Below are 19,211 nucleotides of genomic sequence, written 5' to 3'. Positions count from 1 at the left end.
ATTTTAGCGAAAGCCAATGAAAAATATTGTTTCACCCTTCACGGAACCGGCCATCACGCTCCTGCGGCGTGTGACCGGTGACGATGCCCCTCTCCCCGGCCCGCAGTCGTCTCTGCTTGGCTGGTCCGGGCGCGGCCGGGAAACGGCCTTTTCCACCTCGCTGCTCGATCAGCTTGGCCTCCCATTGGTGACAAATCCCGAAGAACTGTCCCAATCGAAGGATTTGATCGCCACCGGGCGAACCCATCTTCGGCAAGACCGGCTCGATCTTTTGGCAGGGTCGATCATGCAACATGACAAGGACCGTGACACCACCGCCTCTGGCACGCCGCTTGCCGAATTGCTGGCGGCAGGCGCACGGTCCGACCTGAGCCGCGCGCTCTACAGCGCGTCCGAGGCCGGAGCGCTGGTGGCCGGGTCGCGGGTGTTCGAGGGGCTGTCACTGCTGGATGAGGCGACCTGCGATCACCGGTCAAATCCGGTCTGCGCCTCGGTTCTGGCGCTGACCTATATGGATGCGGGCTGGGCCTGGTATCGTCAGGGCTGGCAACGCGGCAGCCCGAAAACCTATCTTCCTCAGTTTCAGGAGGCCTTTGGCACGGCCGCCGAATTGCTGGCGCCGGTCTGTGCGCTTGAACATGACTCGCCGCTGGTCGCTTCGACACGCTGCGCGCTTCTGGCCGGGCTGGCCGATGCGGATGAGCGTGTGGTGGATGATTTCGAGGACCTGATCGACCTTGCCCCCACCATGCCCGGCCATATGCGGGCCTTTGGCCTGCATCTTCTGCCCTGCTGGTTCGGCAGCTATCACAAGCTGGAGATCGAAGCCCGCCGCACCGCCGCCCGGACCGAAGATGTCTGGAGCGCAGGCGGCTACACCTGGGTCTATCTTGATGCCGCGCTTCAGGACGGGGCCTGCTTTGCCTTTCTGGACACCGATTTCTTTCTCGAAGGGATCGACGATATTCTGGCACGCTGCGGCACCCAGCATATTGCCAATATGCTGGCCGCGTACCTGTCGCGCATGCTGGCACGTGAACGCGGCGACGGCCCGGACCGGACCCAGCGCCGTGCGCTTCAGGAGCGCCGCGACCGCATCCTGCGCAGCGACATGCACGAGGTTCACCCATGGGTCTGGGCGCTGATGGATTCGGGCTACGCCACGCCCGGCAATGCGGCCACCGCCGGCGAGGAAGAGCTTGAGATCGGCACGCAACAGGCCTGGGACACGATCTGCAGCGTGTTCTCCAAGGAACTGGCGCAACTGGCCTGAGGCCCTCTTGCCCCCCTGTCGTCGCTGCCCTAGAACGCGGGACAAGACAGACAGGAGCGCGGCCATGCTGGACCTTACTTACGAGACCCCGAAACCCAAGGTGATTGCCGGGGCCAAGCATGATTGGGAACTGGTGATCGGCATGGAGGTCCATGCGCAGGTCTCAAGCCAGGCCAAGCTGTTTTCCGGCGCATCGACCAAGTTCGGCGCAGAGCCCAATGCCAACGTGGCCTTTGTGGACGCCGCCATGCCCGGCATGCTGCCGGTGGTCAACGAATACTGCATCGAACAGGCCGTGCGCACCGGTCTGGGGCTCAAGGCCGAGATCAACCTGAAATCCGCCTTTGACCGCAAGAATTACTTCTATCCCGACCTGCCGCAGGGCTACCAGATTTCCCAGCTCTATGAACCGCTGGTGGGCGAAGGCGAGGTGCTGGTGGAAATGGGCGACGGCACCGCGCGCAATGTGCGGATCGAGCGCATCCATGTGGAGCAGGACGCAGGCAAATCCATCCATGACATGGACCCGAACATGTCCTTTGTCGACCTCAACCGCACCGGTGTGGCGCTGATGGAGATTGTCAGCCGCCCCGACATTCGCGGGCCCGAGGAAGCGGCGGCCTATGTGGTCAAGCTGCGCCAGATCCTGCAATATCTGGGCACTTGCGATGGCAATATGCAAAACGGCAACCTGCGCGCCGACGTGAACGTGTCGGTCTGCCGCCCCGGGGCCTATGAGAAATACCAGGAAACGCAGGATTTCTCGCATCTGGGCACCCGCTGCGAGATCAAGAACATGAACTCCATGCGCTTCATCCAGCAGGCCATTGATTACGAGGCCCGCCGCCAGATCGCCATCCTGGAAAACGGTGGCTCGGTCGATCAGGAAACCCGGCTTTACGATCCGGACAAGGGCGAGACGCGCTCGATGCGGTCCAAGGAAGAGGCGCATGATTACCGCTACTTCCCCGATCCCGACCTGCTTCCGCTGGAGATCGAACAGGCTTGGGTCGATGACATCGCCGCCAACCTGCCGGAACTGCCTGACCAGAAGAAAGCACGCTTTATCAAGGATTTCGGCCTGTCGGATTACGACGCCTCGGTGCTGACCGCGGAGACCGTGTCCGCCGATTATTTCGAGAAAGTGGCCGAGGGGCGCGACGGCAAGATGGCCGCCAACTGGGTGATCAACGAGCTCTTCGGTCGGCTCAAGAAGGACGACCGCGATCTGCGCGACTGCCCGGTCAGCCCCGAACAACTGGGCGGCGTGATCACGTTGATCCAAAAGGGCGATATCTCGGGCAAGATCGCCAAGGACCTCTTTGAGATCGTCTATACCGAGGGCGGCGACCCGGCAGAGATCGTCGAGGCACGCGGCATGAAACAGGTCACCGATACCGGCGCGATCGAGGCTGCGGTGGACCAGGTCATCGCCGACAACCCGGCACAGGTCGAAAAGGCCAAGGCCAACCCCAAGCTTGCGGGCTGGTTCGTGGGACAGGTGATGAAAGCCACCGGCGGCAAGGCCAACCCCAAGGCGGTGAACGAGATCGTCAGCGCCAAGCTGGGGTTGTAACGGGCGCGGTGGGCAGGACTGCCCACCCTACACGGCGCTCGTAGGGCGCGCAGTCATTGCGCACCGTTACCCTTGCATTGCCACGCCCCGTGACGCGCGTTAACGTCATGGCGAAACGGGTAAGGCGGGCAGATGGCGGGCGATACAAAAATCGCACATGCAGCAAATGTGCTGGTCTGCGGTGGCGGGCTTCTTGCAGCAGACACGGTGACCGGCGGTGCGGCGTCGATGATCGGCGGCATGCTGTCGTGGAAAGAAGTGAGCCGAAAACGCTCTGACGGGCTGGTCACTCTTCAGGCCCACATCGCCGACCGGCTCCGCGCCTTGACCCGCAACACCGACGCGAACGATTCGCGTTATCACCTGCCCGACATGATCAGTTTTGCCGCGCCGACCCCGGCGGACGTGATGTCGCGGAACGCGATGCAGAGGCTCTGACCGCCCACCTGTACCGTCGAGCAAAAGGCGCGCAGGCAGATTACGAAACCGCCGCCTATGAAACCGCCTTTCGTCGTGATGTCGGAGGCTTGCTGCAAGAGGTTCTGGACGCCCCGGAATTTGCCTAAGTGTTGGCTCCGGCATTTCAGCAGGCGGTGTTGCTGCAATTTGCAGAGGTGCAGGGCAAGCTCGACCTCATCCTCTCCGAGTTCGGCAGTCTCTCGCAGGCGTTGACCCAACTGTCCCGCCTACCCCGGGACCAGATGGAAACGCTGGCGCTGCGCTTTGAAATCGACGGGATCTATGACCTGGCTGACGACGCATTGCGCGCAGAGCTCGAAGAAAAGGCCAAGGACTACCGCGCATTGAAACAGCAGATTGCCGCGCTGGATGAGAATGTGGCCGAGATTGCGCGGATCAAGGCAGCGGCGGAAAGAGCGGCGGCGGATGGTGCATTTGAGCAGGTGCATGAGCTTCTGTCCGCCGCCGATATCGCCGAAACGGCAATCGCCGCCAATACCAAGATCACGCTGGCGAATAACGCGCTTCTCATTGGTCGGGTTGAAAAAGCGTTTCACATCCTGTCCGCAGTGGCGGACAGCTTCCGAAGCGTAGATGTGATGGCACCTGCCATGCTACGTGGGCGATTGTATGAAGTCCTCTATGACCATGGCGCGCGCTATGCCGGGGACGGGTCGGTCTTTGCCGAGCAGATGCTACGGGACGCTTTGGCCGTTTTGCCCGACGACGTCGCGGCAGAGCAGCGCATTCCATTGCTGGGCAACTTGGCCAAAACCCTTTGCCAATCGGGGGAACGACAGAGCAGTGATGCGGGCGCTTCCAAGCTGGTCGAGGCCGTCTCACGATTTCGCGACATCTTGGCACTTACGCCACGGGAAACCGATTGGGAAACCTGGGCCACAACGCAAAACAATTTGGGCACTGCGCTCCAAACCCTCGGGGAACGCGAAACCGGCACCACGCGGCTGGAAGAGGCCGTTGCCGCCTATCGCGACGCGCTGGAGGAGCGCACGCGCGACCGGGTGCCGCTGCAATGGGCCTTCACGCAAGGCAACCTCTGCAATATTGAGATCGCGTTTTTTGGCAAGACCGGCGATGCGACGCATCTAGATCAGGCAGAGGCGAATGTGCGGGCGGCGCGGGAGGTGTTTGAAGCAGCCGGGGCGACGCAGTACCTGGCCATATCGGACGGGCAATGGGCGATGATCACCGAGCGGCGCGACGCTCAAAGCGGGTAACGCCGCCCCGTCCGGGTGAGCCGCTTTCCCCAACAAATCCCGTGGGTTGCAAAATGCGCCATGAGTCTTGCCACACCCGGCTTGCGGCGCAACACTTCGCCCGATGTCATAAGGGTGTCTCGTGGATTCGGTTACTCTGTCGCTCGATTTTCAGGGCATGTTTCGCGCCCTCGGGGTCTGTGGCTTCCTGCTTTACATCGGCACCTTCGCCGCGCTGCAACTGCGGCTGATCGACGGCAATGGGGCGCCGTATACGCTGCTTAATATCGCGGCTGCGGCGCTTGTGTTGATCTCGCTGATCCACGATTTCAACCTCGCCTCTGCCCTGATCCAGGTGTCATGGGTGGTGATCGGGATTGTCGGGCTGGGACTGCGTCTTGGGGTGCGGGGGCGCTGACCGGTGTGAGGTTGCTCACAGAGTGAGGTATTCCAGCATTTTCGCAAAAGCAACGATCTGTTAACCTTTTTATGTATCCGCCCGCATACAGGACGTGATCGGCCAGACAGCCAACGTATTTTTCGGCTGCGAGATAACATATTTTGGAGCACGAGATGTTTGAGTTTATTTCTCAAATCGGCATCACCGACGACGCTTTAAGAATGATTGGCGTCCTTGGTTTTTTCTTTTACATCGGCGGCTTTGCAGCACTACAGCTGGAAGTACTTGATGGCAGCGGGATCACCTATTCCGTGGTCAATATCCTGGCGGCAAGCCTTGTGCTGATCAGCCTTGCGGGGGACTTCAATCTTGCCTCGGCGATGATCCAGGCCAGCTGGATCGTCATTGGATTTTCCGGCCTTTCGCTCAGGTTGTGGCAAAGACGGCGCGCCATGCGCATGTGGGACGAGGCGAATTCCCGCGGCCACGCACGGGGATTGCAGTAAGCGCGGTTTTGTGGTTCTGACCCGTCATGACACGGTATGAATACAAGGTGGTGCCGGCCCCGGACCGGGGGATCAAGGCACGTGGGGTCAAAGGGCCAGAGGGGCGCTTTGCCCATGCGCTCGAAGTTCTGATGAACGACATGGGGGCCGAGGGCTGGGATTACCTGCGCGCCGAGACGCTGCCCAGCGAAGAACGTCAAGGTCTCTCGGGCCGCACCACGGTCTATCGCAACATGCTGGTGTTCCGCCGCCCGCGTCTCGACGAGGCCGAGGCCTACGAGCCGCGCCTGCTCGACCCGCCCAAGGAAATCCCGGTGCTGGATGCGGCACGGGCGCTGGCCGAGAAAGACAGCCGGGCACCCGAAGGGGATACGGCGGATGCCGAATGGGCGGATGCCGAGGGCACGGTTGCCGAAGACGACATGCCGGGCGAGGACACCGCAGAGAATGCCCCCGAGGCGGAAGACGCGGATCAGCCGACGGCCACCGAAGGTAAGGACGCGGCTGAGGACCAGACAAAAACCTGACCCGCGTGAGCGCAAGGTCTCACGGCGTATCCAGATCCAGCGACAGGGCGTGAATGGCGCTCACCAGCTCCGCCCCCAGCGCCGCGTGCACCGCGCGGTGGCGGGCGATGCGGGACTGGCCTGCAAAGGCATCGGAGCGCAGCCGCACTTTGAAGTGGCTCTCTCCGCCTTCCTGATACCCGGCATGGCCGCGATGGCGTTCGCTTTCATCCTCGACCACCAGTTCGGTGGGTTCAAAGGCCGCTTCAAGCTTTGCGCGGATTTTCTCTGTTCTGGTCATGAATTTTCTCCCTGCCCCTTTCGCTTGTTGCTCAATTGTCTAAACTGCCACGTCCGAGTCGAAAAGGTGTGAGCGATGAGTAAACCAGACCCCTTCGGTTTTGATATGTCGGTGTCATCCGCGAAAAAGAAAAATCCCCGTGGACGGCGCGGGATGTCGGGGGCGTCCGAGACGTCGACCCGCGTCTGCGACCATGAGGGCTGCGAGGAAAAAGGGCTCTACCGCGCGCCCAAGGCGCCGGATGTGCTGGATGACTATTTCTGGTTCTGCAAGGAGCATATCCGGGAATATAACCTGAAATGGAATTTCTTCGACGGCACGACCGAGGCCGAGATCAATGCGCAGCAGTCCAAGGACAAGGTCTGGGAACGCACAACCAAGGATTTCCGCGACCCCGAGGCGCGCGCCTGGGCGCGGCTGGGCATCGAAGACCCGCACCAGGTTCTGGGCGACAATGCCACGCGCAACCCGGGGCGCAATGCCGGGGGCAGCGGTCGGCGTCTGCCGCCGACCGAGCGTCGGGCGATCGAGATTCTTGAAGCCAAGGAAACCTGGAACAAGAAAGAGATCCGCAAGGCCTACAAGGCGCTGATCAAGGTGCTGCACCCGGATATGAACGGCGGCGACCGCAGCCAGGAAGAGCAGCTGAACGAGGTCATGTGGGCCTGGGAACAGGTCAAGGACAGCCGCAGTTTCCCGGACGGCTGAGGCGCTCAGCCAGCCATTTGGATTCGACAAAAAAGCGGCCCCGAAAAGGGCCGCCTTTTTAATGGGTCACCCGTGCAGGTCACGCCGCCCGGAACACCAGAGACACCCCGTTGATGCAATGCCGTTTGCCCGTGGGCTCGGGGCCGTCGTCGAAGATATGGCCCAGATGCGAGCCGCAGCGGCGGCAATGGCATTCGGTGCGGGTCACAAAGAATGACCGGTCGGGTTTGGTGCGGATCGCGTTGCTCTGGGCTTTCCAGAAACTGGGCCAGCCGGTGCCGCTGTCAAACTTGTGTTTCGAACTGTAGAGCGGCAGGTCGCAGCCGCGGCAATGATACATGCCCGGTGTCTTGAGATCGTGCAGGGGCGACGTAAAGGCGCGTTCGGTGTCTTCCTCGCGCATCACCGCATATTGCAGATCGGTCAGCATGGCGCGCCATTCGGCCTCGGTCCGGGTGACCTCGAAATTGCCGGTGGCGGCCTGGGTCCGGCGGGGCAAGGCTGGCAGGACCAGCGCTGCAGACGCGAGCCCGCTGGCGATGATCTGGCGTCTTGTGGTCGGCATGGTGTGGTCCTTTCGTTTTCTCAGATATAGGTCGGATTGTGCGTCGGTTTTAGGGCTCCGCCCTGCCAAGGGGGGGCAGGACGGAGCGGTATGCGCCGCTGGCGGGCCGGTGAAAATCACACGAATACTGTGAAAACACACAAGGTTCACCTGCTCCGCCGGGGGTTCGGGCATACCAACTGCGCGTGGTTTACATCGCGGGCAACAGCACCGTGTCGATCACATGGATGACACCGTTCGATTGCTTCACATCGGCGATGGTCACCTTGGCGGTGCGGCCACGCTCGTCCTCCAGCATGATGGTGTCGCCGTCATAGGTGGCCTGCAATGTGCAGCCGCCCACGGTAGGCACCGGGTGTTTGCCACCATCGTCATCCACCATGCCCTTGATTGCCATGGACATGGCATCGGCGGCCACCACGTGACAGGTCAGAACCTTGGTCAGCGTGGCCTTGTTTTCAGGCTTCAGCAGCGTGTCCACCGTGCCGTTCGCCAGCATGCCAAAGGCGTCATTGGTGGGCGCAAAGACGGTGAACGGGCCGTCACTTGACAAGGTCTCGACCAGCCCGGCGGCCTTCACGGCGGCGACAAGCGTGGTGTGATCTGCCGAGTTCACGGCGTTTTCGACAATGGTCTTGTTCGCAAACATCGGCGCGCCGCCCACCATCGGGTTGGCCGATTGCGCCAGCGCCATGCCAGCGGTGATGGCCAGGGCTGCGGTGGCGGTGGTGAAGCTTTTGAAGGTCATGCGTCTCTCCCTTTTGGTTCCATGCGCGACCCCGCTGATCAGGGCCGCGTCATTGGAAGAGACGGATCTGTTTCGCCAAAAGTTTCAGACAGCCGATCACATCGCCATCACGACGCTGTGATCGGTCCTGCGGCAAGCACCGCGCCAGTGGGCTGGCCCGTGGGCGAGCCGCCTTCCGGTTCATCCGAAATCGCCAGCAGTGCGCCGCTCAGCCCGGGTCTCAGGTCCTCGGGCACGGACAATGCCACCACCTGCCCCGGGGCCAGAAGGCCCAGCGAGACCGGGGCGTTTTCCCCCTGAATGAGCCACAGCTCACGCGTGCGCCCGGGATCGGGGAAGAGCGCGATGAGTTCGGCCGCAACGCGACCCGTTTCGGGGTCAACCTCGATCCGGGCCACCTGCCCTTCGGTCTCGGACGCCAGCTCGGCCACAAAGGGCGCGGGGCGCTCAGGCTCCAGCCAGCCCATCTGCACCACGGCCAGCGCCACCAGCCCGGCCAGCGCCGCACCGATGACCGCGCGGCCCAGGAACAGACGCCGCCAGAGCGGCTCTGATTGGGTAAAGAGCCGCGCCTGAATGCCGGTCCAGACGGCGGCGGGCGGGACGGTCTCGGGCAGGTCATCGGCCAGATCGGCGAAATGCACCTGCCAGGCCTCGACCAGATCCTGCAGGGCGCGTTCGGTCATGACTCGGCGTTCAAACGCACGCGTCTCTTCCGCATCCAGCAGGCCAAGAACATATTCCGCGGCCAGCGCGGCATCGTCCTCGGGATATTCGGCGTCGGTGCTCATCGGCTCAGACAGGCCCTCAGGGTTTGCAGGCTGCGGCGCAGCCAGGTTCTCATCGTGTTGAGCGGCACGGCAAAATGCGCGGCCAGCTCGGCATAGGTTGCGCCCTCAAGATAGGCCAGCCTCACGGCCTGCGCCTTGTCCTCGGACAACTCGTCCATACAGGCCTCGATCTGCGCGCGCGTGTCTTTCTGCGCGAGCTGTTCGGCCGGTCCCGGATCGGGCGAGTGCAACCGGTCGAGAGCGCTGTCATCGTCGCTTTGTCCCTGCGTCGCGCTGCGTCGGCTGCGCAGCACGTCAATCGCATGATTGCGCGCCACGGTGATCAGCCATGTCATGGGCCGCACGCGACCGGGGATGTAGCTTTCGGATTTGTGCCAGATCTTGACGTAGATCTCCTGCAACGCATCCTCGGAAAGCGCCCTGTCTCCAAGGATACGGAGGCAAATGCCAAAGAGTTTCGCCGAGGTTGCATCGTAAAGCGCAGAAAATGCGGAACGATCCGCCATGGAGACGCGCGACAGTAATTCGTCAAGATCGGTCGTGGCCACGCTTTGCCCCCTTGGTACCACCTCCGAGCCTAGAGCAGTGCGCGCGCAAGGCAAGTGCCTTGCAGACAATGGGTGAAAACGCCCCCCGCTCCCCTTGCCACTGCCGCGGATTTGGTGCACGACACCACGCGAGAAATGCCACCAGAGGATGCCGTCATGGATATCAACGCCAAGCCCACAGAAGAAATTTCGGTGCGCGATGTCTTTGGCATCGACAGCGACATGGTGGTCAAGGGCTTTGCCGAGCGGACCGAGCGGGTGCCTGATATCGACAGCACCTATAAATTCGACCCCGACACGACCTTGGCCATCCTTGCAGGCTTCAGCCACAATCGCCGTGTGATGATCCAGGGCTACCACGGGACGGGCAAATCCACCCATATCGAACAGGTGGCCGCGCGGCTGAACTGGCCTGCGGTGCGGGTCAACCTCGACAGCCATATCAGCCGGATCGACCTGATCGGCAAGGACGCGATCAAGCTGAAAGACGGGATGCAGGTCACCGAGTTTCAGGAGGGCATCCTGCCCTGGGCGCTGCGCAACCCGACCGCGATCGTGTTCGACGAATATGATGCGGGCCGCGCCGATGTGATGTTCGTGATCCAGCGGGTGCTGGAAGTGGACGGCAAGCTGACGCTGCTGGACCAGAACGAGGTGATCAATCCGCACCCCTATTTCCGCATCTTCGCCACCGCGAACACGGTGGGTCTGGGCGACACGACCGGGCTTTATCACGGCACCCAACAGATCAACCAGGGTCAGATGGACCGCTGGTCTCTGGTGGCGACGCTGAACTACCTTTCAGTGGGGGCCGAGGCGGCCATCGTGCTGGCGAAATGCCCGCATTACAATAATGAAAAGGGCCGCAAGCAGATCAAGCAGATGGTGACCGTTGCGGACCTGACGCGCACCGCCTTCATGAATGGCGATCTCTCCACCGTGATGTCACCCCGGACGGTGATCGCCTGGGCACAGAATGCCGAGATCTTCCGCAATGTGGGCTATGCGTTCCGGGTGTCGTTCCTGAACAAATGTGACGAGCTGGAGCGCCAGACCGTGGCGGAATTCTACCAGCGCTGCTTTGACGAGGAACTGCCCGAAAGCGCGGCGAGCGTGTCGCTGGGCTAAGCGCTGATCCATCCTGCATGAGTTTCTGACGGCGCCTTCGGGCGCCGTTTTTGCTGCGCCTGCAGCCGTGGCGGAGGAGTCACGCGCGGAAAAGTTCTCAAAATGCACAATTGTTAGGTAAGTTTTTTGCCTTAAAGTCGGTTTTATGGGCAGTTTGAAAACTTTCCTTTTTGCGTCTGTTCTGGCGGTGACCTCCTCCCCATCGCTGGCACAGGCGCGAATGATCGACCCGATGATCGACCGGGCGGACCCGGTGGTGATGTTTGCCATTTGCGCCGGGCGGTTGTCGGCGCTGATGGAACATCAGTGGATGTTCGATGGTCCGGCCTCTGAACAGACTGCCCTGCAACGTGCCCATATGATCGACATGCTGGATGCGGTGCGCGCACCCAACTCGGGACGCGAGGTGCTGGCCATGCGGATCGAGGCCAAGATGGCGCAGGCCGCGCTATTGACCCGGGCCACGTTCAACGCGGACCCGCGCGACAAAACCCGCGCGGCGCGGCTGGCCCTGCAACGGGTCAGGGAGTGCACCGGGGTTCTGCTGAGTTAATCCGGCCAACCGATAGGAACGAAGCGCATGGAATGCGCCCCCTCCGGCGTTTTTCCCGCCGCGCCCGCTGGTCATTGGCGGGCTTTGGACTTAGGTTACCGGGCGTTGACCCCAAAGCCCGAAGGCCACCCCATGGCACAGTCCGACAATCCCGCCGATCCGTTCAAGAAAGCCCTTGCCGAGGCCACCAAGGTGATGGCCGACAACCCGGAGCTGACCGTCAGCTACAGCGTTGATCCGGCGGGGATTTCGGGCGACTCGGTGCGCCTTCCGCAGGTCAGCCGCCGCATGACGCGCGACGAGGTGCTGCTGGCGCGTGGTACGGCGGATGCGCTGGCACTGCATCACAAGTACCACGATACGGGCACCCATGCCCGCTATGCGCCGCAGGGCGACATGGCGCGCGATCTCTATGAAGCGATGGAAACCGCCCGCTGCGAGGCGATGGGCGCGCGCGACATGCCCGGCACGGCGGGCAATATCGACGCCAAGATCGCCGCCGACGCGCAGCGACGCGGCTATGACCAGATCAAGGAAACCTCGGAAGCCCCCCTGCCCGTAGCGGCGGGCTATCTCATCCGGCACCTGGCCACCGGGCGCGACATGCCTGCCGGGGCGGCCAATGTCATGGAGCTTTGGCGTCCCTTTATCGAGGAACAGGCCGGCGGCACGCTGGAGAACCTCGACGAAATGCTGGCCGATCAGAGCCATTTCGCCAAATTCGCCCGCAAGATCATCGAAGACCTGGGCTATGGCGACCAGCTGGGCGATGACCCGGACGAGATGGATGACGAGTCCGAGGACGATGCCGAACAGGGCCAGGACGATCAGGAAGAGCCCGACAGCACTGGCCAGGACGAGGATCAGGACGAGCAATCCGAAGCCAATCCCGACCAGAGCCAGGAAGACCAACAGGATGCCAGCCAGGCGCAGGTCTCGATGGACGAAATGTCTGATCAGGAAGCGGGCGAGGAAACCGAACTGCCCGAGGGCGAGGCCCCGCTGGAGCCCCCGACCCCGCAGCCGATTTCCGATGCCGACCCCGATTACGTGGTCTACGAGACCGAGCATGACGAGGAAATCCGCGCCGAGGATCTGGCCGAACCTGCCGAACTGGAACGCCTGCGCGCCTATCTCGACCAACAACTGGAACCGCTCAAGGGCGCGGTGAGCCGCCTGGCCAATAAATTGCAGCGGCGGTTGCAGGCGCAGCAGAACCGCAGTTGGGAGTTCGATCTGGAAGAGGGCATTCTGGATGCCGGGCGGCTGGCGCGGGTGGTGGCCAACCCGACCACGCCGCTCAGCTTCAAGGTGGAGAAAGACACCGAGTTCCGCGACACGGTTGTAACGCTGCTTCTGGACAATTCCGGCTCCATGCGGGGGCGGCCGATCTCTATTGCGGCGATCTGTGCCGATGTTCTGGCCCGCACGCTTGAGCGCTGCTCGGTCAAGGTGGAAATCCTCGGCTTTACCACCCGCGCGTGGAAAGGTGGCCTCTCGCGCGAGGCATGGCTGGCCGAAGGCCGCCCGCAGCAACCCGGGCGGCTCAACGATCTGCGCCACATCATCTACAAGGGTGCGGATTCGCCCTGGCGTCGCGCGCGGCCCAATCTGGGTCTGATGATGAAAGAGGGGCTGCTCAAGGAAAATATCGACGGCGAGGCGCTGGAATGGGCGCATCGGCGCATGCTGGGTCGGCCCGAGGCGCGCAAGATCCTGATGGTAATTTCCGATGGCGCGCCGGTGGATGATTCAACGCTGAGCGTGAACCCCGCCAATTTTCTTGAAAAGCACCTGCGCGACGTGATCGCCATGGTCGAAAAGCGCCGCGCGGTGGAGCTTCTGGCGATTGGTATCGGCCATGACGTGACGCGCTATTATGACCGCGCGGTGACCATCACCGATGTCGAGCAACTGGCGGGTGCCATGACCGAACAGCTTGCGGCGCTGTTCGACAGCGATCCGCGCGCGCGGGCACGTGTGATGGGGATGAAAAGGGCGAGTTGAGAACCGGCCTTTTAAGGCCGGGCCTTGGCCGCAGCCACCACCTCGGAATGGTCCCAGTCCTCGCGATGCGGAGCCACGGCAAAGGCCACCTTGAGCGCCAGATCCTTGGAGATCATCGCCTCCAGCGCCAGCTTGAACCGGGCCTTGCGGGCCGAGCGGCGGCGCAATCTGGCCGGATCCCAGACCAGCATTTCCGCCCCCTTGGACAGCCATGTCGTCGCCGATGACATCCGCCCAGTGAGATAGGCCACCTCCCCCACGAAAACGCCGGGCGGCATGGTGAACTGCTCGCCCTGCTTTTCGATCTTCAACTTGCCCGACACCACGAAATACAAGGCGGTCACCGGTTGATGTTCGGTCGTCAGCAACCTGTCTTCGTCCAGCGTGACCCGCTTTGCCAGCGACAGCAATTCCCGGAAATCACCGGGCGGCAGGTCACGGAAATGGTCGTAAATATCGCGGTGCCGGGCCGGAATGGCCAGCTTTGACCGCCGCCAGAACAGCCCCGCAAGCCCGATGAGATTGGCCGTCCCCATGGCCATGGACATATAGACCGCCTCCCAGAGCGGGGTTTCGGCGGCACTCATGTAATACAGAATGTAAACAGCCGTCCCGGACAGAAGCAGCAGCCGCAGCGCGACCTGGTGGATCACCAGATAGCCCAACACGTGCAGCCCGCCCGCAATCAGAACAAGGGTTTGTGGCGTCAGCCAATCCGGTGTCATACAGTCCCTTTACGCTCTAAGTCTTTCTGACATAGCGCAAAAAAGGTAAACGCGGGAAGCGATTTCGCAATCGCGGTTGCCGTCGCGCGGCGTTGGCGTATCTTCGGGCGCAATCAGATCAGGGGAGTGCAGCCATGTTCCAGACATTCGAAGTGACGGCACGGCCCGAACAGGGGCCGCCCCGGCTTGCCGCGCTGCGTGCGCGGTTGGCCGCCGAAGGGCTGGACGGCTTCATCGTGCCGCGCGCCGATGTGCATCAGGGGGAATATGTCGCCCCGCGCGACGACCGGCTGGCATGGCTCACCGGGTTTACCGGGTCGGCGGGGTTTGCCGTCGTGCTTGCGGACAAGGCAGGCGTGTTCGTGGACGGGCGCTACCGGGTGCAGGTGCGCGCGCAGGTGGCGGATGTGTTCACCCCGGTGGATTGGCCAGAGGTGCAGATCGCGGATTGGCTCAGGGACAATCTGGACAAGGGCGTCGTGGGGATCGACCCATGGCTGCACACACTGTCGCAATTCAGGACGCTGGAAAAAGGGCTGGCAGGCAGCGGTGTCACACTGGCCCGCGTGGACAACCCGGTTGATGCGATCTGGGACGACCAACCATCCCCGCCCATGGCACCGGTCAAGATGCATCCGGATACGCTGGCCGGGAAAAGCTCGGCTCAGAAGCGGGCAGACCTGGCCAAATCTCTGTGCGAACAGGGGGCAAAGGTTGCGGTGATCACCCTGCCGGATTCGCTGTGTTGGCTTTTGAACATCCGCGGCGGGGACATTCCCCGCAACCCGGTGGCGCATGGCTTTGCCCTGTTGTGTGATGACGGGTCCGTCGATCTGTTCATGGCCGCGGCAAAACTGGACGGCGTCTCACTTGGGCCGGAAATCCGGCGGCACGATCCCGACGCATTCAAACCCGCGCTGGCGGCGTTGCAGGGTCCGGTGCTGGTCGATCCGGAATCGGTTCCGCTCGCCGTGGTGGATGCGCTGAGCGCCGAGGTGAGCGAGGCGCGCGATCCCTGCATCCTGCCCAAGGCCTGCAAAACCGGGGCCGAGATCGCAGGCGCGCGCGAGGCGCATTTGCGCGATGGGGCGGCGATGTGTGAATTCCTTGCCTGGCTGGACGCGGAGGCCCCCGGAGACCTGACCGAGATCGACGTGGTCACCGCGCTCGAAGGCTTCCGGCGGGACACCAACCAATTGCTCGACATCTCCTTTGAGACGATCAGCGGCGCGGGTCCCAACGGGGCAATCGTGCATTACCGCGTGTCTGAGGAGACCAACCGCAAACTGGCCGAGGGCGAATTGCTGCTGGTCGATTCCGGCGGGCAATATGCCGATGGCACCACCGACATCACCCGCACCATCGCCATTGGTGACCCGCCACGCGAGGCCGCCGAGGCCTTCACCCGCGTGTTGCAGGGCATGATTGCCATGAGCCGCGCGCGCTGGCCCAAGGGGCTGGCGGGCCGCGATCTGGACGCGCTGGCGCGCATGCCGCTGTGGCTGGCGGGGCAGGATTACGGCCATGGCACCGGGCACGGGGTGGGCGCGTATCTCTGCGTGCATGAGGGGCCGCAGCGTCTGGCCCGGACGGGGGTGGAACCACTTTTGCCCGGCATGATCCTGTCCAATGAGCCGGGGTTTTACCGCGAAGGCGCATTCGGCATCCGGATCGAGAACCTGTTGGTGGTGCGCGAGGCCCCTGCCCTGCCCGGCGGAACGGTTGACGCCATGCTGGAGTGGGAGACGCTGACCTGGGTGCCGATTGACCGGCGGCTGATCAAAGCCGACATGCTGAGCGCGGCGGAACGCGACTGGCTCAATGCCTACCATGCGACATGTCGTCAGAAAATCGGCCCGAGGCTGGGCAAGCGGGCCGCGATGTGGTTGGATGCCGCAACCGCAGACATTTGACATCACGCTGTTACATGCGACCGGATAAGAGGTCCGCGCATGTGCGGGCCTGTGACGTGGGGAGAGACAACATGAGCATCAGAATCGTAGAAGCCACCGGCAAATGGACCGTCCGCGCAAGCGGCGCCGTTCTGGGCGAAAGCTCGAACGCGCTGGAACTGATCGAGGACGGGCACGACCCGGTGATCTATTTCCCCCGCGAAGACATCGCGATGGCCTTTCTTGATCCGTCCGACACGCGCACGACCTGCCCGAAAAAGGGCGAAGCGTCCTATTATTCCATCGAAGCCAAGAACCGGACCTTGAAAGATGCGGTCTGGTCCTATGAGGATCCGATCGAGGCGGCCGAGCGGATCAAGGGTTACCTGGCGTTTTACCCGGGCGAGTATCTGCAGGTGGAGCGGGTTTAAGGGCGACACGGCAAGGGGGCCGCGCCCGAGGTACAAGCTGCAGTCGATGAGCCGGGGGCACGATGGGTCATGCGTGGGAAGCGGCCCAGAGCCGACCTTGGCCGTGAGTTTGGACGCCGCATCGCAGCTTCACCGAAGCGGCCATTCATGCATCGCGCAGCAATTGCGGGGGCCGATGGTCAGCAACGCGGGACAAAGTGGTTGTTTGTGTTTAGGTCTTGGAGGTCCGCTTTCGTAACTGTCTTGGCGAAGACCCATAGCGGACACGTATTGCGCGCGAGAAACTCGGCAGGGATTCGAAACCGCTGGTTTGCGCGATCTCGGTAATGGATATCTGGGAATTGGTGATGAAATGGTATCCGACCTCCAGTCTTCGTGCTTGGTAATAGGCGGAAGGGGTCTGGCTGTAAGTCGCCAGACAACGTCCGCGCAGCTGCTTTTCCGATACGCCCAAGCGCCCGCATATGTCCTTGATCGAGACAGGTTCTGACACATTTTCGACCATAAGCTGGTGCATCATCAGCAGAACAGGATCAGCTGTATTCGGATTACGTTGTGGAGTCTCGCTGCGTCTGGCTTCACCGTGCACGATACCGTTCGCGGTGTGGGATGCGAGTTCCCGATCAACGTCGCGGGCGATCCAGGCCAGAACGGCATCGCCTGTTGCTGTACCGCCAGCCGCTGTGAGCCGTCGCTCATCCAAACAGTATATTTGATCTGTAATTTCGATGTCAGGCCACCGTTCGCGAAACGCGGCCTCTGCTTCATAGTGCAGCACGGCCTTTGCACCATCCAGCAAACCAAGCTCCGCCAGTATGACCGTCCCTGTATCCACGCCTCCGATGACACTGTGGCTCCTTTTGGCACGGGACGCAAAAGCACGCACCCGCGCCGTGAGATGGTCCAGAGGGTCATATCCCGCGCAAAGGAGTATGAGATCCGCATCTGGGCCGCCTTGCCAGTCGACCGTGTCCGGGGCGATCAACGCACCGTTTGAAGCTTGAACCGGGAGGTTTGTCGCGGACCGCGTTTGCCAGCGAAATACCTCTCGGCCTGCGCATTTGTTGGCCACGCGCAGTGTTTCGGTGGCCAGAACATAGGCCAGCATCTGGAACTTCGGGAACAATATGAACGTGACATTTGCCATCTTGAGAAGATTCCGCACAATAACAGGCACTTCAAGTCAAGTTTTGTGGCGAAGGTGATCTATTCTCCGACGAATATTGAGGAGAGACCCAATGAACATCATGACCCCGACCCCCAGCGGCCACAGACCTGCCAATTGCCGCGATGCGGAATGGGAAGCCCGTTGCGAGCTCGCAGCCATCTACAATGCGCTGGTCAAGTACCGGCTGACAGACGTGACCAACCAATGGCACGCGATCCGCGTGCCCGGAGAAGACGCTTTGCTGACGCATCACTACGGCTGGATGCACGAGGAAGTTACCGCATCCAACCTGATCAAGGTCGGCTTTGACCGGTCGAACCACAATCCCGAAAACGGCGAGCCGAACCCCTCTGCCACCGAGATCGGAAAGCTGTTCTTCGAAGCGCACCCGGACATGAACTGCATCATGCATATACACACCAAGGCGATCATGGGCGTATCCGCCCAGAAAGAAGGGCTGCAACCCCTCAGCCAGGCCTACCTCATGATCGGTGGCGGCGATGTTCTCGGCTACACCGATTATGAATTCGAATGTACGGACGATTTTCTGACGGGCCTTTTGAATGCAGGACGCGGAAAGAAGGCCATCATCGAAGCCTGGCATGGCGCGTTTGTCTTCGGGGCCACGGCCGGCGAAGCCTTCTTCCGGTCCTTCTATCTTGATCAGGCCTGTGCGGTGCAGCTTGAGGTGCAGAAATCAGCGGCGGGCGGCGCAACCATTCGTGAAATCCCCAAGCAAGAAATCAAACGCCATCTCGCCGATATGAGCGCCAGTGACTGGTACGGGTATGAAGGTGAATTGGAATGGCTGGCCATCCGCCGCCGCCTGGATGTCGAAGCACCTCACTACTGTGGCTGATCTCCAGAAATCGAATCGGTAAGTATTGCGGAGGGGCCCATGACATGAAGTTGGAGCAAACACTATTTCCGACATTCATGGGCCCGTGCAGCATCTGAGACTACGGGCTCGAAGCCGCCTTGCGGCAGCGCAGCAAAGCGCGCAGTTCCGACGTAGTTTGAATGTCCGCTCCCACCTACCCGGTGGGTCTGGATCGCCCTTGCGGCGAATGCCCGGAAACCGCCCAACCTGCAAAACTCATGCGCCCGTCCCGAGGACAGCAGCCGCCGACCGGCTCTGCTCGGCGCGACGCGCCGTTCACTCCGAACACCCGGCGCACGACCCGCTGACCCCTACAGCTCTTCCCCCCGCCGCTCGCGCATCTTCATCGCGATGATATCGGCCATGGCCTTGGAATGGCTGGCGGCCGTCACTCCGCCCACCCCGATGCGCCGCCCGAGCACCCAGTAGAGACCGGGCCGCCAGCGGCGCGGCTGGGGGGTCTTGGTACGGATCATGAAGCCGTTGGAGGGCTTGAAGGCCAGCATGCCACGCTCGACCGTGTCGATATCGTCCAGCGCGGCCAGCAACACGCCCTCGGAATCATAGACCCCGTCCTCGTGCAACTCGATATGCAGCGCGGTCGCCTGCTGCATCCGCACCGCGGCCCAGAGCGCCGCCGCGCCGAACACCAGAACGACCACCTGCCAAGCCATGTTTTCATAGCTTTGCGACAGCCCGAGATAGACCAGCAGCGCGCCCAGCGCGAACATGGTGCCCACGCCAATAGCGCGGCGCGCAGGCGAGGCGCGCAATTCGGTAAGGGGGTCGCTCATGTCGGGCTCCTGTTGGTCACGCCCCCTCTTAGACC

22 protein-coding genes are annotated in these 19,211 nt (G+C 62.2%); 14 read left to right on the top strand and 8 right to left on the bottom strand.

Annotated elements, in window-relative coordinates; genetic code table 11:
• The first annotated feature begins 16 nt into the window (after positions 1-16).
• The 7 genes from PGB28_RS09405 (at position 17) to PGB28_RS09375 (ending at position 5,958) form a co-directional block, all read left to right on the top strand.
• Positions 17-1,273: a hypothetical protein gene (locus tag PGB28_RS09405; protein ID WP_271421259.1), complete on the top strand. Its 1,257-nt coding sequence runs from the start codon at positions 17-19 to the stop codon at positions 1,271-1,273.
• A gap of 64 nt (positions 1,274-1,337) precedes the next feature.
• On the top strand, positions 1,338-2,849 hold the full coding sequence (gene gatB, locus PGB28_RS09400; protein ID WP_271421258.1) for an Asp-tRNA(Asn)/Glu-tRNA(Gln) amidotransferase subunit GatB: 1,512 nt from the start codon (positions 1,338-1,340) through the stop codon (positions 2,847-2,849).
• 132 nt (positions 2,850-2,981) lie between these two features.
• A complete protein-coding gene (locus PGB28_RS09395) occupies positions 2,982-3,287 on the top strand; it encodes a hypothetical protein (RefSeq protein ID WP_271421257.1) in 306 nt (101 codons plus the stop codon).
• A 131-nt stretch (positions 3,288-3,418) separates the two neighbouring features.
• Positions 3,419-4,546, top strand: coding sequence for a tetratricopeptide repeat protein (locus PGB28_RS09390; protein WP_271421256.1), 1,128 nt, complete (start codon positions 3,419-3,421; stop codon positions 4,544-4,546).
• A 121-nt stretch (positions 4,547-4,667) separates the two neighbouring features.
• Positions 4,668-4,943 (top strand): CBU_0592 family membrane protein, encoded by a 276-nt coding sequence (locus PGB28_RS09385; RefSeq protein WP_271421255.1) that lies wholly within the window; start codon positions 4,668-4,670, stop codon positions 4,941-4,943.
• A 155-nt stretch (positions 4,944-5,098) separates the two neighbouring features.
• Positions 5,099-5,431, top strand: coding sequence for a CBU_0592 family membrane protein (locus tag PGB28_RS09380; RefSeq protein WP_271421254.1), 333 nt, complete (start codon positions 5,099-5,101; stop codon positions 5,429-5,431).
• Positions 5,432-5,457: 26 nt separating this feature from the next.
• Positions 5,458-5,958 carry a DUF4177 domain-containing protein gene (locus PGB28_RS09375; RefSeq protein ID WP_271421253.1) on the top strand — a complete coding sequence of 167 codons (501 nt, stop codon included), beginning with the start codon at positions 5,458-5,460 and terminating at the stop codon, positions 5,956-5,958.
• 19 nt (positions 5,959-5,977) lie between these two features.
• Here the strand turns inward: PGB28_RS09375 and PGB28_RS09370 are convergent, their stop codons facing one another.
• Positions 5,978-6,238, bottom strand: coding sequence for a BolA family protein (locus PGB28_RS09370; RefSeq protein ID WP_271421252.1), 261 nt, complete (start codon positions 6,236-6,238; stop codon positions 5,978-5,980).
• A gap of 75 nt (positions 6,239-6,313) precedes the next feature.
• Here PGB28_RS09370 and PGB28_RS09365 point away from each other — a divergent pair, with 75 nt between their 5' ends.
• Positions 6,314-6,946 (top strand): DnaJ domain-containing protein, encoded by a 633-nt coding sequence (locus PGB28_RS09365; protein ID WP_271421251.1) that lies wholly within the window; start codon positions 6,314-6,316, stop codon positions 6,944-6,946.
• Positions 6,947-7,025: 79 nt separating this feature from the next.
• Here PGB28_RS09365 and msrB read toward each other — a convergent pair whose 3' ends face one another.
• The 4 genes from msrB to PGB28_RS09345 form a co-directional block, all read right to left on the bottom strand.
• Positions 7,026-7,511 carry a peptide-methionine (R)-S-oxide reductase MsrB gene (gene msrB / locus PGB28_RS09360; RefSeq protein WP_271421250.1) on the bottom strand — a complete coding sequence of 162 codons (486 nt, stop codon included), beginning with the start codon at positions 7,509-7,511 and terminating at the stop codon, positions 7,026-7,028.
• A gap of 190 nt (positions 7,512-7,701) precedes the next feature.
• Complete coding sequence (locus PGB28_RS09355) at positions 7,702-8,259, bottom strand: fasciclin domain-containing protein (protein ID WP_271421249.1); 558 nt, start codon at positions 8,257-8,259, stop codon at positions 7,702-7,704.
• Between the two features lie 107 nt (positions 8,260-8,366).
• Entirely contained in the window at positions 8,367-9,050 is a 684-nt protein-coding gene (locus PGB28_RS09350; RefSeq protein WP_271421248.1) for an anti-sigma factor, read from the bottom strand.
• Positions 9,047-9,598: a sigma-70 family RNA polymerase sigma factor gene (locus PGB28_RS09345; RefSeq protein ID WP_271421247.1), complete on the bottom strand. Its 552-nt coding sequence runs from the start codon at positions 9,596-9,598 to the stop codon at positions 9,047-9,049. Before PGB28_RS09345 ends, PGB28_RS09350 begins: the two co-directional genes overlap by 4 nt.
• Positions 9,599-9,754: 156 nt before the next feature.
• On the opposite strand from PGB28_RS09345, the gene cobS reads away from it, so the two are divergent.
• The 3 genes from cobS (at position 9,755) to cobT (ending at position 13,286) form a co-directional block, all read left to right on the top strand.
• Complete coding sequence (cobS, locus tag PGB28_RS09340; RefSeq protein ID WP_271421246.1) at positions 9,755-10,726, top strand: cobaltochelatase subunit CobS; 972 nt, start codon at positions 9,755-9,757, stop codon at positions 10,724-10,726.
• Between the two features lie 145 nt (positions 10,727-10,871).
• Positions 10,872-11,279: a hypothetical protein gene (locus PGB28_RS09335; RefSeq protein ID WP_271421245.1), complete on the top strand. Its 408-nt coding sequence runs from the start codon at positions 10,872-10,874 to the stop codon at positions 11,277-11,279.
• A 132-nt stretch (positions 11,280-11,411) separates the two neighbouring features.
• Entirely contained in the window at positions 11,412-13,286 is a 1,875-nt protein-coding gene (cobT, locus tag PGB28_RS09330; RefSeq protein ID WP_271421244.1) for a cobaltochelatase subunit CobT, read from the top strand.
• An 11-nt stretch (positions 13,287-13,297) separates the two neighbouring features.
• Here the strand turns inward: cobT and PGB28_RS09325 are convergent, their stop codons facing one another.
• The gene (locus PGB28_RS09325; RefSeq protein ID WP_271421243.1) at positions 13,298-14,011 is read right to left on the bottom strand and encodes a Crp/Fnr family transcriptional regulator; all 714 of its coding nucleotides are present in this window, start codon (positions 14,009-14,011) and stop codon (positions 13,298-13,300) included.
• 134 nt (positions 14,012-14,145) lie between these two features.
• On the opposite strand from PGB28_RS09325, the gene PGB28_RS09320 reads away from it, so the two are divergent.
• Both PGB28_RS09320 and PGB28_RS09315 read left to right on the top strand, forming a co-directional pair.
• Complete coding sequence (locus PGB28_RS09320) at positions 14,146-15,924, top strand: aminopeptidase P family protein (RefSeq protein WP_271421242.1); 1,779 nt, start codon at positions 14,146-14,148, stop codon at positions 15,922-15,924.
• Positions 15,925-15,995: 71 nt separating this feature from the next.
• On the top strand, positions 15,996-16,334 hold the full coding sequence (locus tag PGB28_RS09315; protein ID WP_271421241.1) for a DUF427 domain-containing protein: 339 nt from the start codon (positions 15,996-15,998) through the stop codon (positions 16,332-16,334).
• Positions 16,335-16,545: 211 nt separating this feature from the next.
• Here PGB28_RS09315 and PGB28_RS09310 read toward each other — a convergent pair whose 3' ends face one another.
• Complete coding sequence (locus PGB28_RS09310) at positions 16,546-17,481, bottom strand: GlxA family transcriptional regulator (RefSeq protein ID WP_271421240.1); 936 nt, start codon at positions 17,479-17,481, stop codon at positions 16,546-16,548.
• A gap of 91 nt (positions 17,482-17,572) precedes the next feature.
• Here PGB28_RS09310 and PGB28_RS09305 point away from each other — a divergent pair, with 91 nt between their 5' ends.
• Positions 17,573-18,361 (top strand): class II aldolase/adducin family protein, encoded by a 789-nt coding sequence (locus tag PGB28_RS09305; RefSeq protein WP_271421239.1) that lies wholly within the window; start codon positions 17,573-17,575, stop codon positions 18,359-18,361.
• 332 nt (positions 18,362-18,693) lie between these two features.
• Here the strand turns inward: PGB28_RS09305 and PGB28_RS09300 are convergent, their stop codons facing one another.
• A complete protein-coding gene (locus tag PGB28_RS09300; RefSeq protein WP_271421238.1) occupies positions 18,694-19,176 on the bottom strand; it encodes a hypothetical protein in 483 nt (160 codons plus the stop codon).
• Positions 19,177-19,211: the final 35 nt, after the last annotated feature.

Source organism: Primorskyibacter aestuariivivens (assembly GCF_028023675.1).
Taxonomy (GTDB): domain Bacteria; phylum Pseudomonadota; class Alphaproteobacteria; order Rhodobacterales; family Rhodobacteraceae; genus Marinovum; species Marinovum aestuariivivens.
The sequence above is the reverse complement of the archived record's forward strand: the minus strand, read 5'-3'. Positions and strand labels throughout refer to the sequence as shown.

What these genes read in the sequence shown, in the direction of transcription:
- PGB28_RS09405 (WP_271421259.1), top strand. Translation starts at nt 17, where the DNA reads ATGAAAAATATTGTTTCACCCTTCACGGAACCGGCCATCACGCTCCTG.
- gatB (WP_271421258.1), top strand. Translation starts at nt 1,338, where the DNA reads ATGCTGGACCTTACTTACGAGACCCCGAAACCCAAGGTGATTGCCGGG.
- PGB28_RS09395 (WP_271421257.1), top strand. Translation starts at nt 2,982, where the DNA reads ATGGCGGGCGATACAAAAATCGCACATGCAGCAAATGTGCTGGTCTGC.
- PGB28_RS09380 (WP_271421254.1), top strand. Translation starts at nt 5,099, where the DNA reads ATGTTTGAGTTTATTTCTCAAATCGGCATCACCGACGACGCTTTAAGA.
- PGB28_RS09375 (WP_271421253.1), top strand. Translation starts at nt 5,458, where the DNA reads ATGACACGGTATGAATACAAGGTGGTGCCGGCCCCGGACCGGGGGATC.
- PGB28_RS09370 (WP_271421252.1), bottom strand. Translation starts at nt 6,238, where the DNA reads ATGACCAGAACAGAGAAAATCCGCGCAAAGCTTGAAGCGGCCTTTGAA.
- PGB28_RS09365 (WP_271421251.1), top strand. Translation starts at nt 6,314, where the DNA reads ATGAGTAAACCAGACCCCTTCGGTTTTGATATGTCGGTGTCATCCGCG.
- msrB (WP_271421250.1), bottom strand. Translation starts at nt 7,511, where the DNA reads ATGCCGACCACAAGACGCCAGATCATCGCCAGCGGGCTCGCGTCTGCA.
- PGB28_RS09355 (WP_271421249.1), bottom strand. Translation starts at nt 8,259, where the DNA reads ATGACCTTCAAAAGCTTCACCACCGCCACCGCAGCCCTGGCCATCACC.
- PGB28_RS09350 (WP_271421248.1), bottom strand. Translation starts at nt 9,050, where the DNA reads ATGAGCACCGACGCCGAATATCCCGAGGACGATGCCGCGCTGGCCGCG.
- cobS (WP_271421246.1), top strand. Translation starts at nt 9,755, where the DNA reads ATGGATATCAACGCCAAGCCCACAGAAGAAATTTCGGTGCGCGATGTC.
- PGB28_RS09335 (WP_271421245.1), top strand. Translation starts at nt 10,872, where the DNA reads ATGGGCAGTTTGAAAACTTTCCTTTTTGCGTCTGTTCTGGCGGTGACC.
- cobT (WP_271421244.1), top strand. Translation starts at nt 11,412, where the DNA reads ATGGCACAGTCCGACAATCCCGCCGATCCGTTCAAGAAAGCCCTTGCC.
- PGB28_RS09325 (WP_271421243.1), bottom strand. Translation starts at nt 14,011, where the DNA reads ATGACACCGGATTGGCTGACGCCACAAACCCTTGTTCTGATTGCGGGC.
- PGB28_RS09320 (WP_271421242.1), top strand. Translation starts at nt 14,146, where the DNA reads ATGTTCCAGACATTCGAAGTGACGGCACGGCCCGAACAGGGGCCGCCC.
- PGB28_RS09315 (WP_271421241.1), top strand. Translation starts at nt 15,996, where the DNA reads ATGAGCATCAGAATCGTAGAAGCCACCGGCAAATGGACCGTCCGCGCA.
- PGB28_RS09310 (WP_271421240.1), bottom strand. Translation starts at nt 17,481, where the DNA reads ATGGCAAATGTCACGTTCATATTGTTCCCGAAGTTCCAGATGCTGGCC.
- PGB28_RS09305 (WP_271421239.1), top strand. Translation starts at nt 17,573, where the DNA reads ATGAACATCATGACCCCGACCCCCAGCGGCCACAGACCTGCCAATTGC.
- PGB28_RS09300 (WP_271421238.1), bottom strand. Translation starts at nt 19,176, where the DNA reads ATGAGCGACCCCCTTACCGAATTGCGCGCCTCGCCTGCGCGCCGCGCT.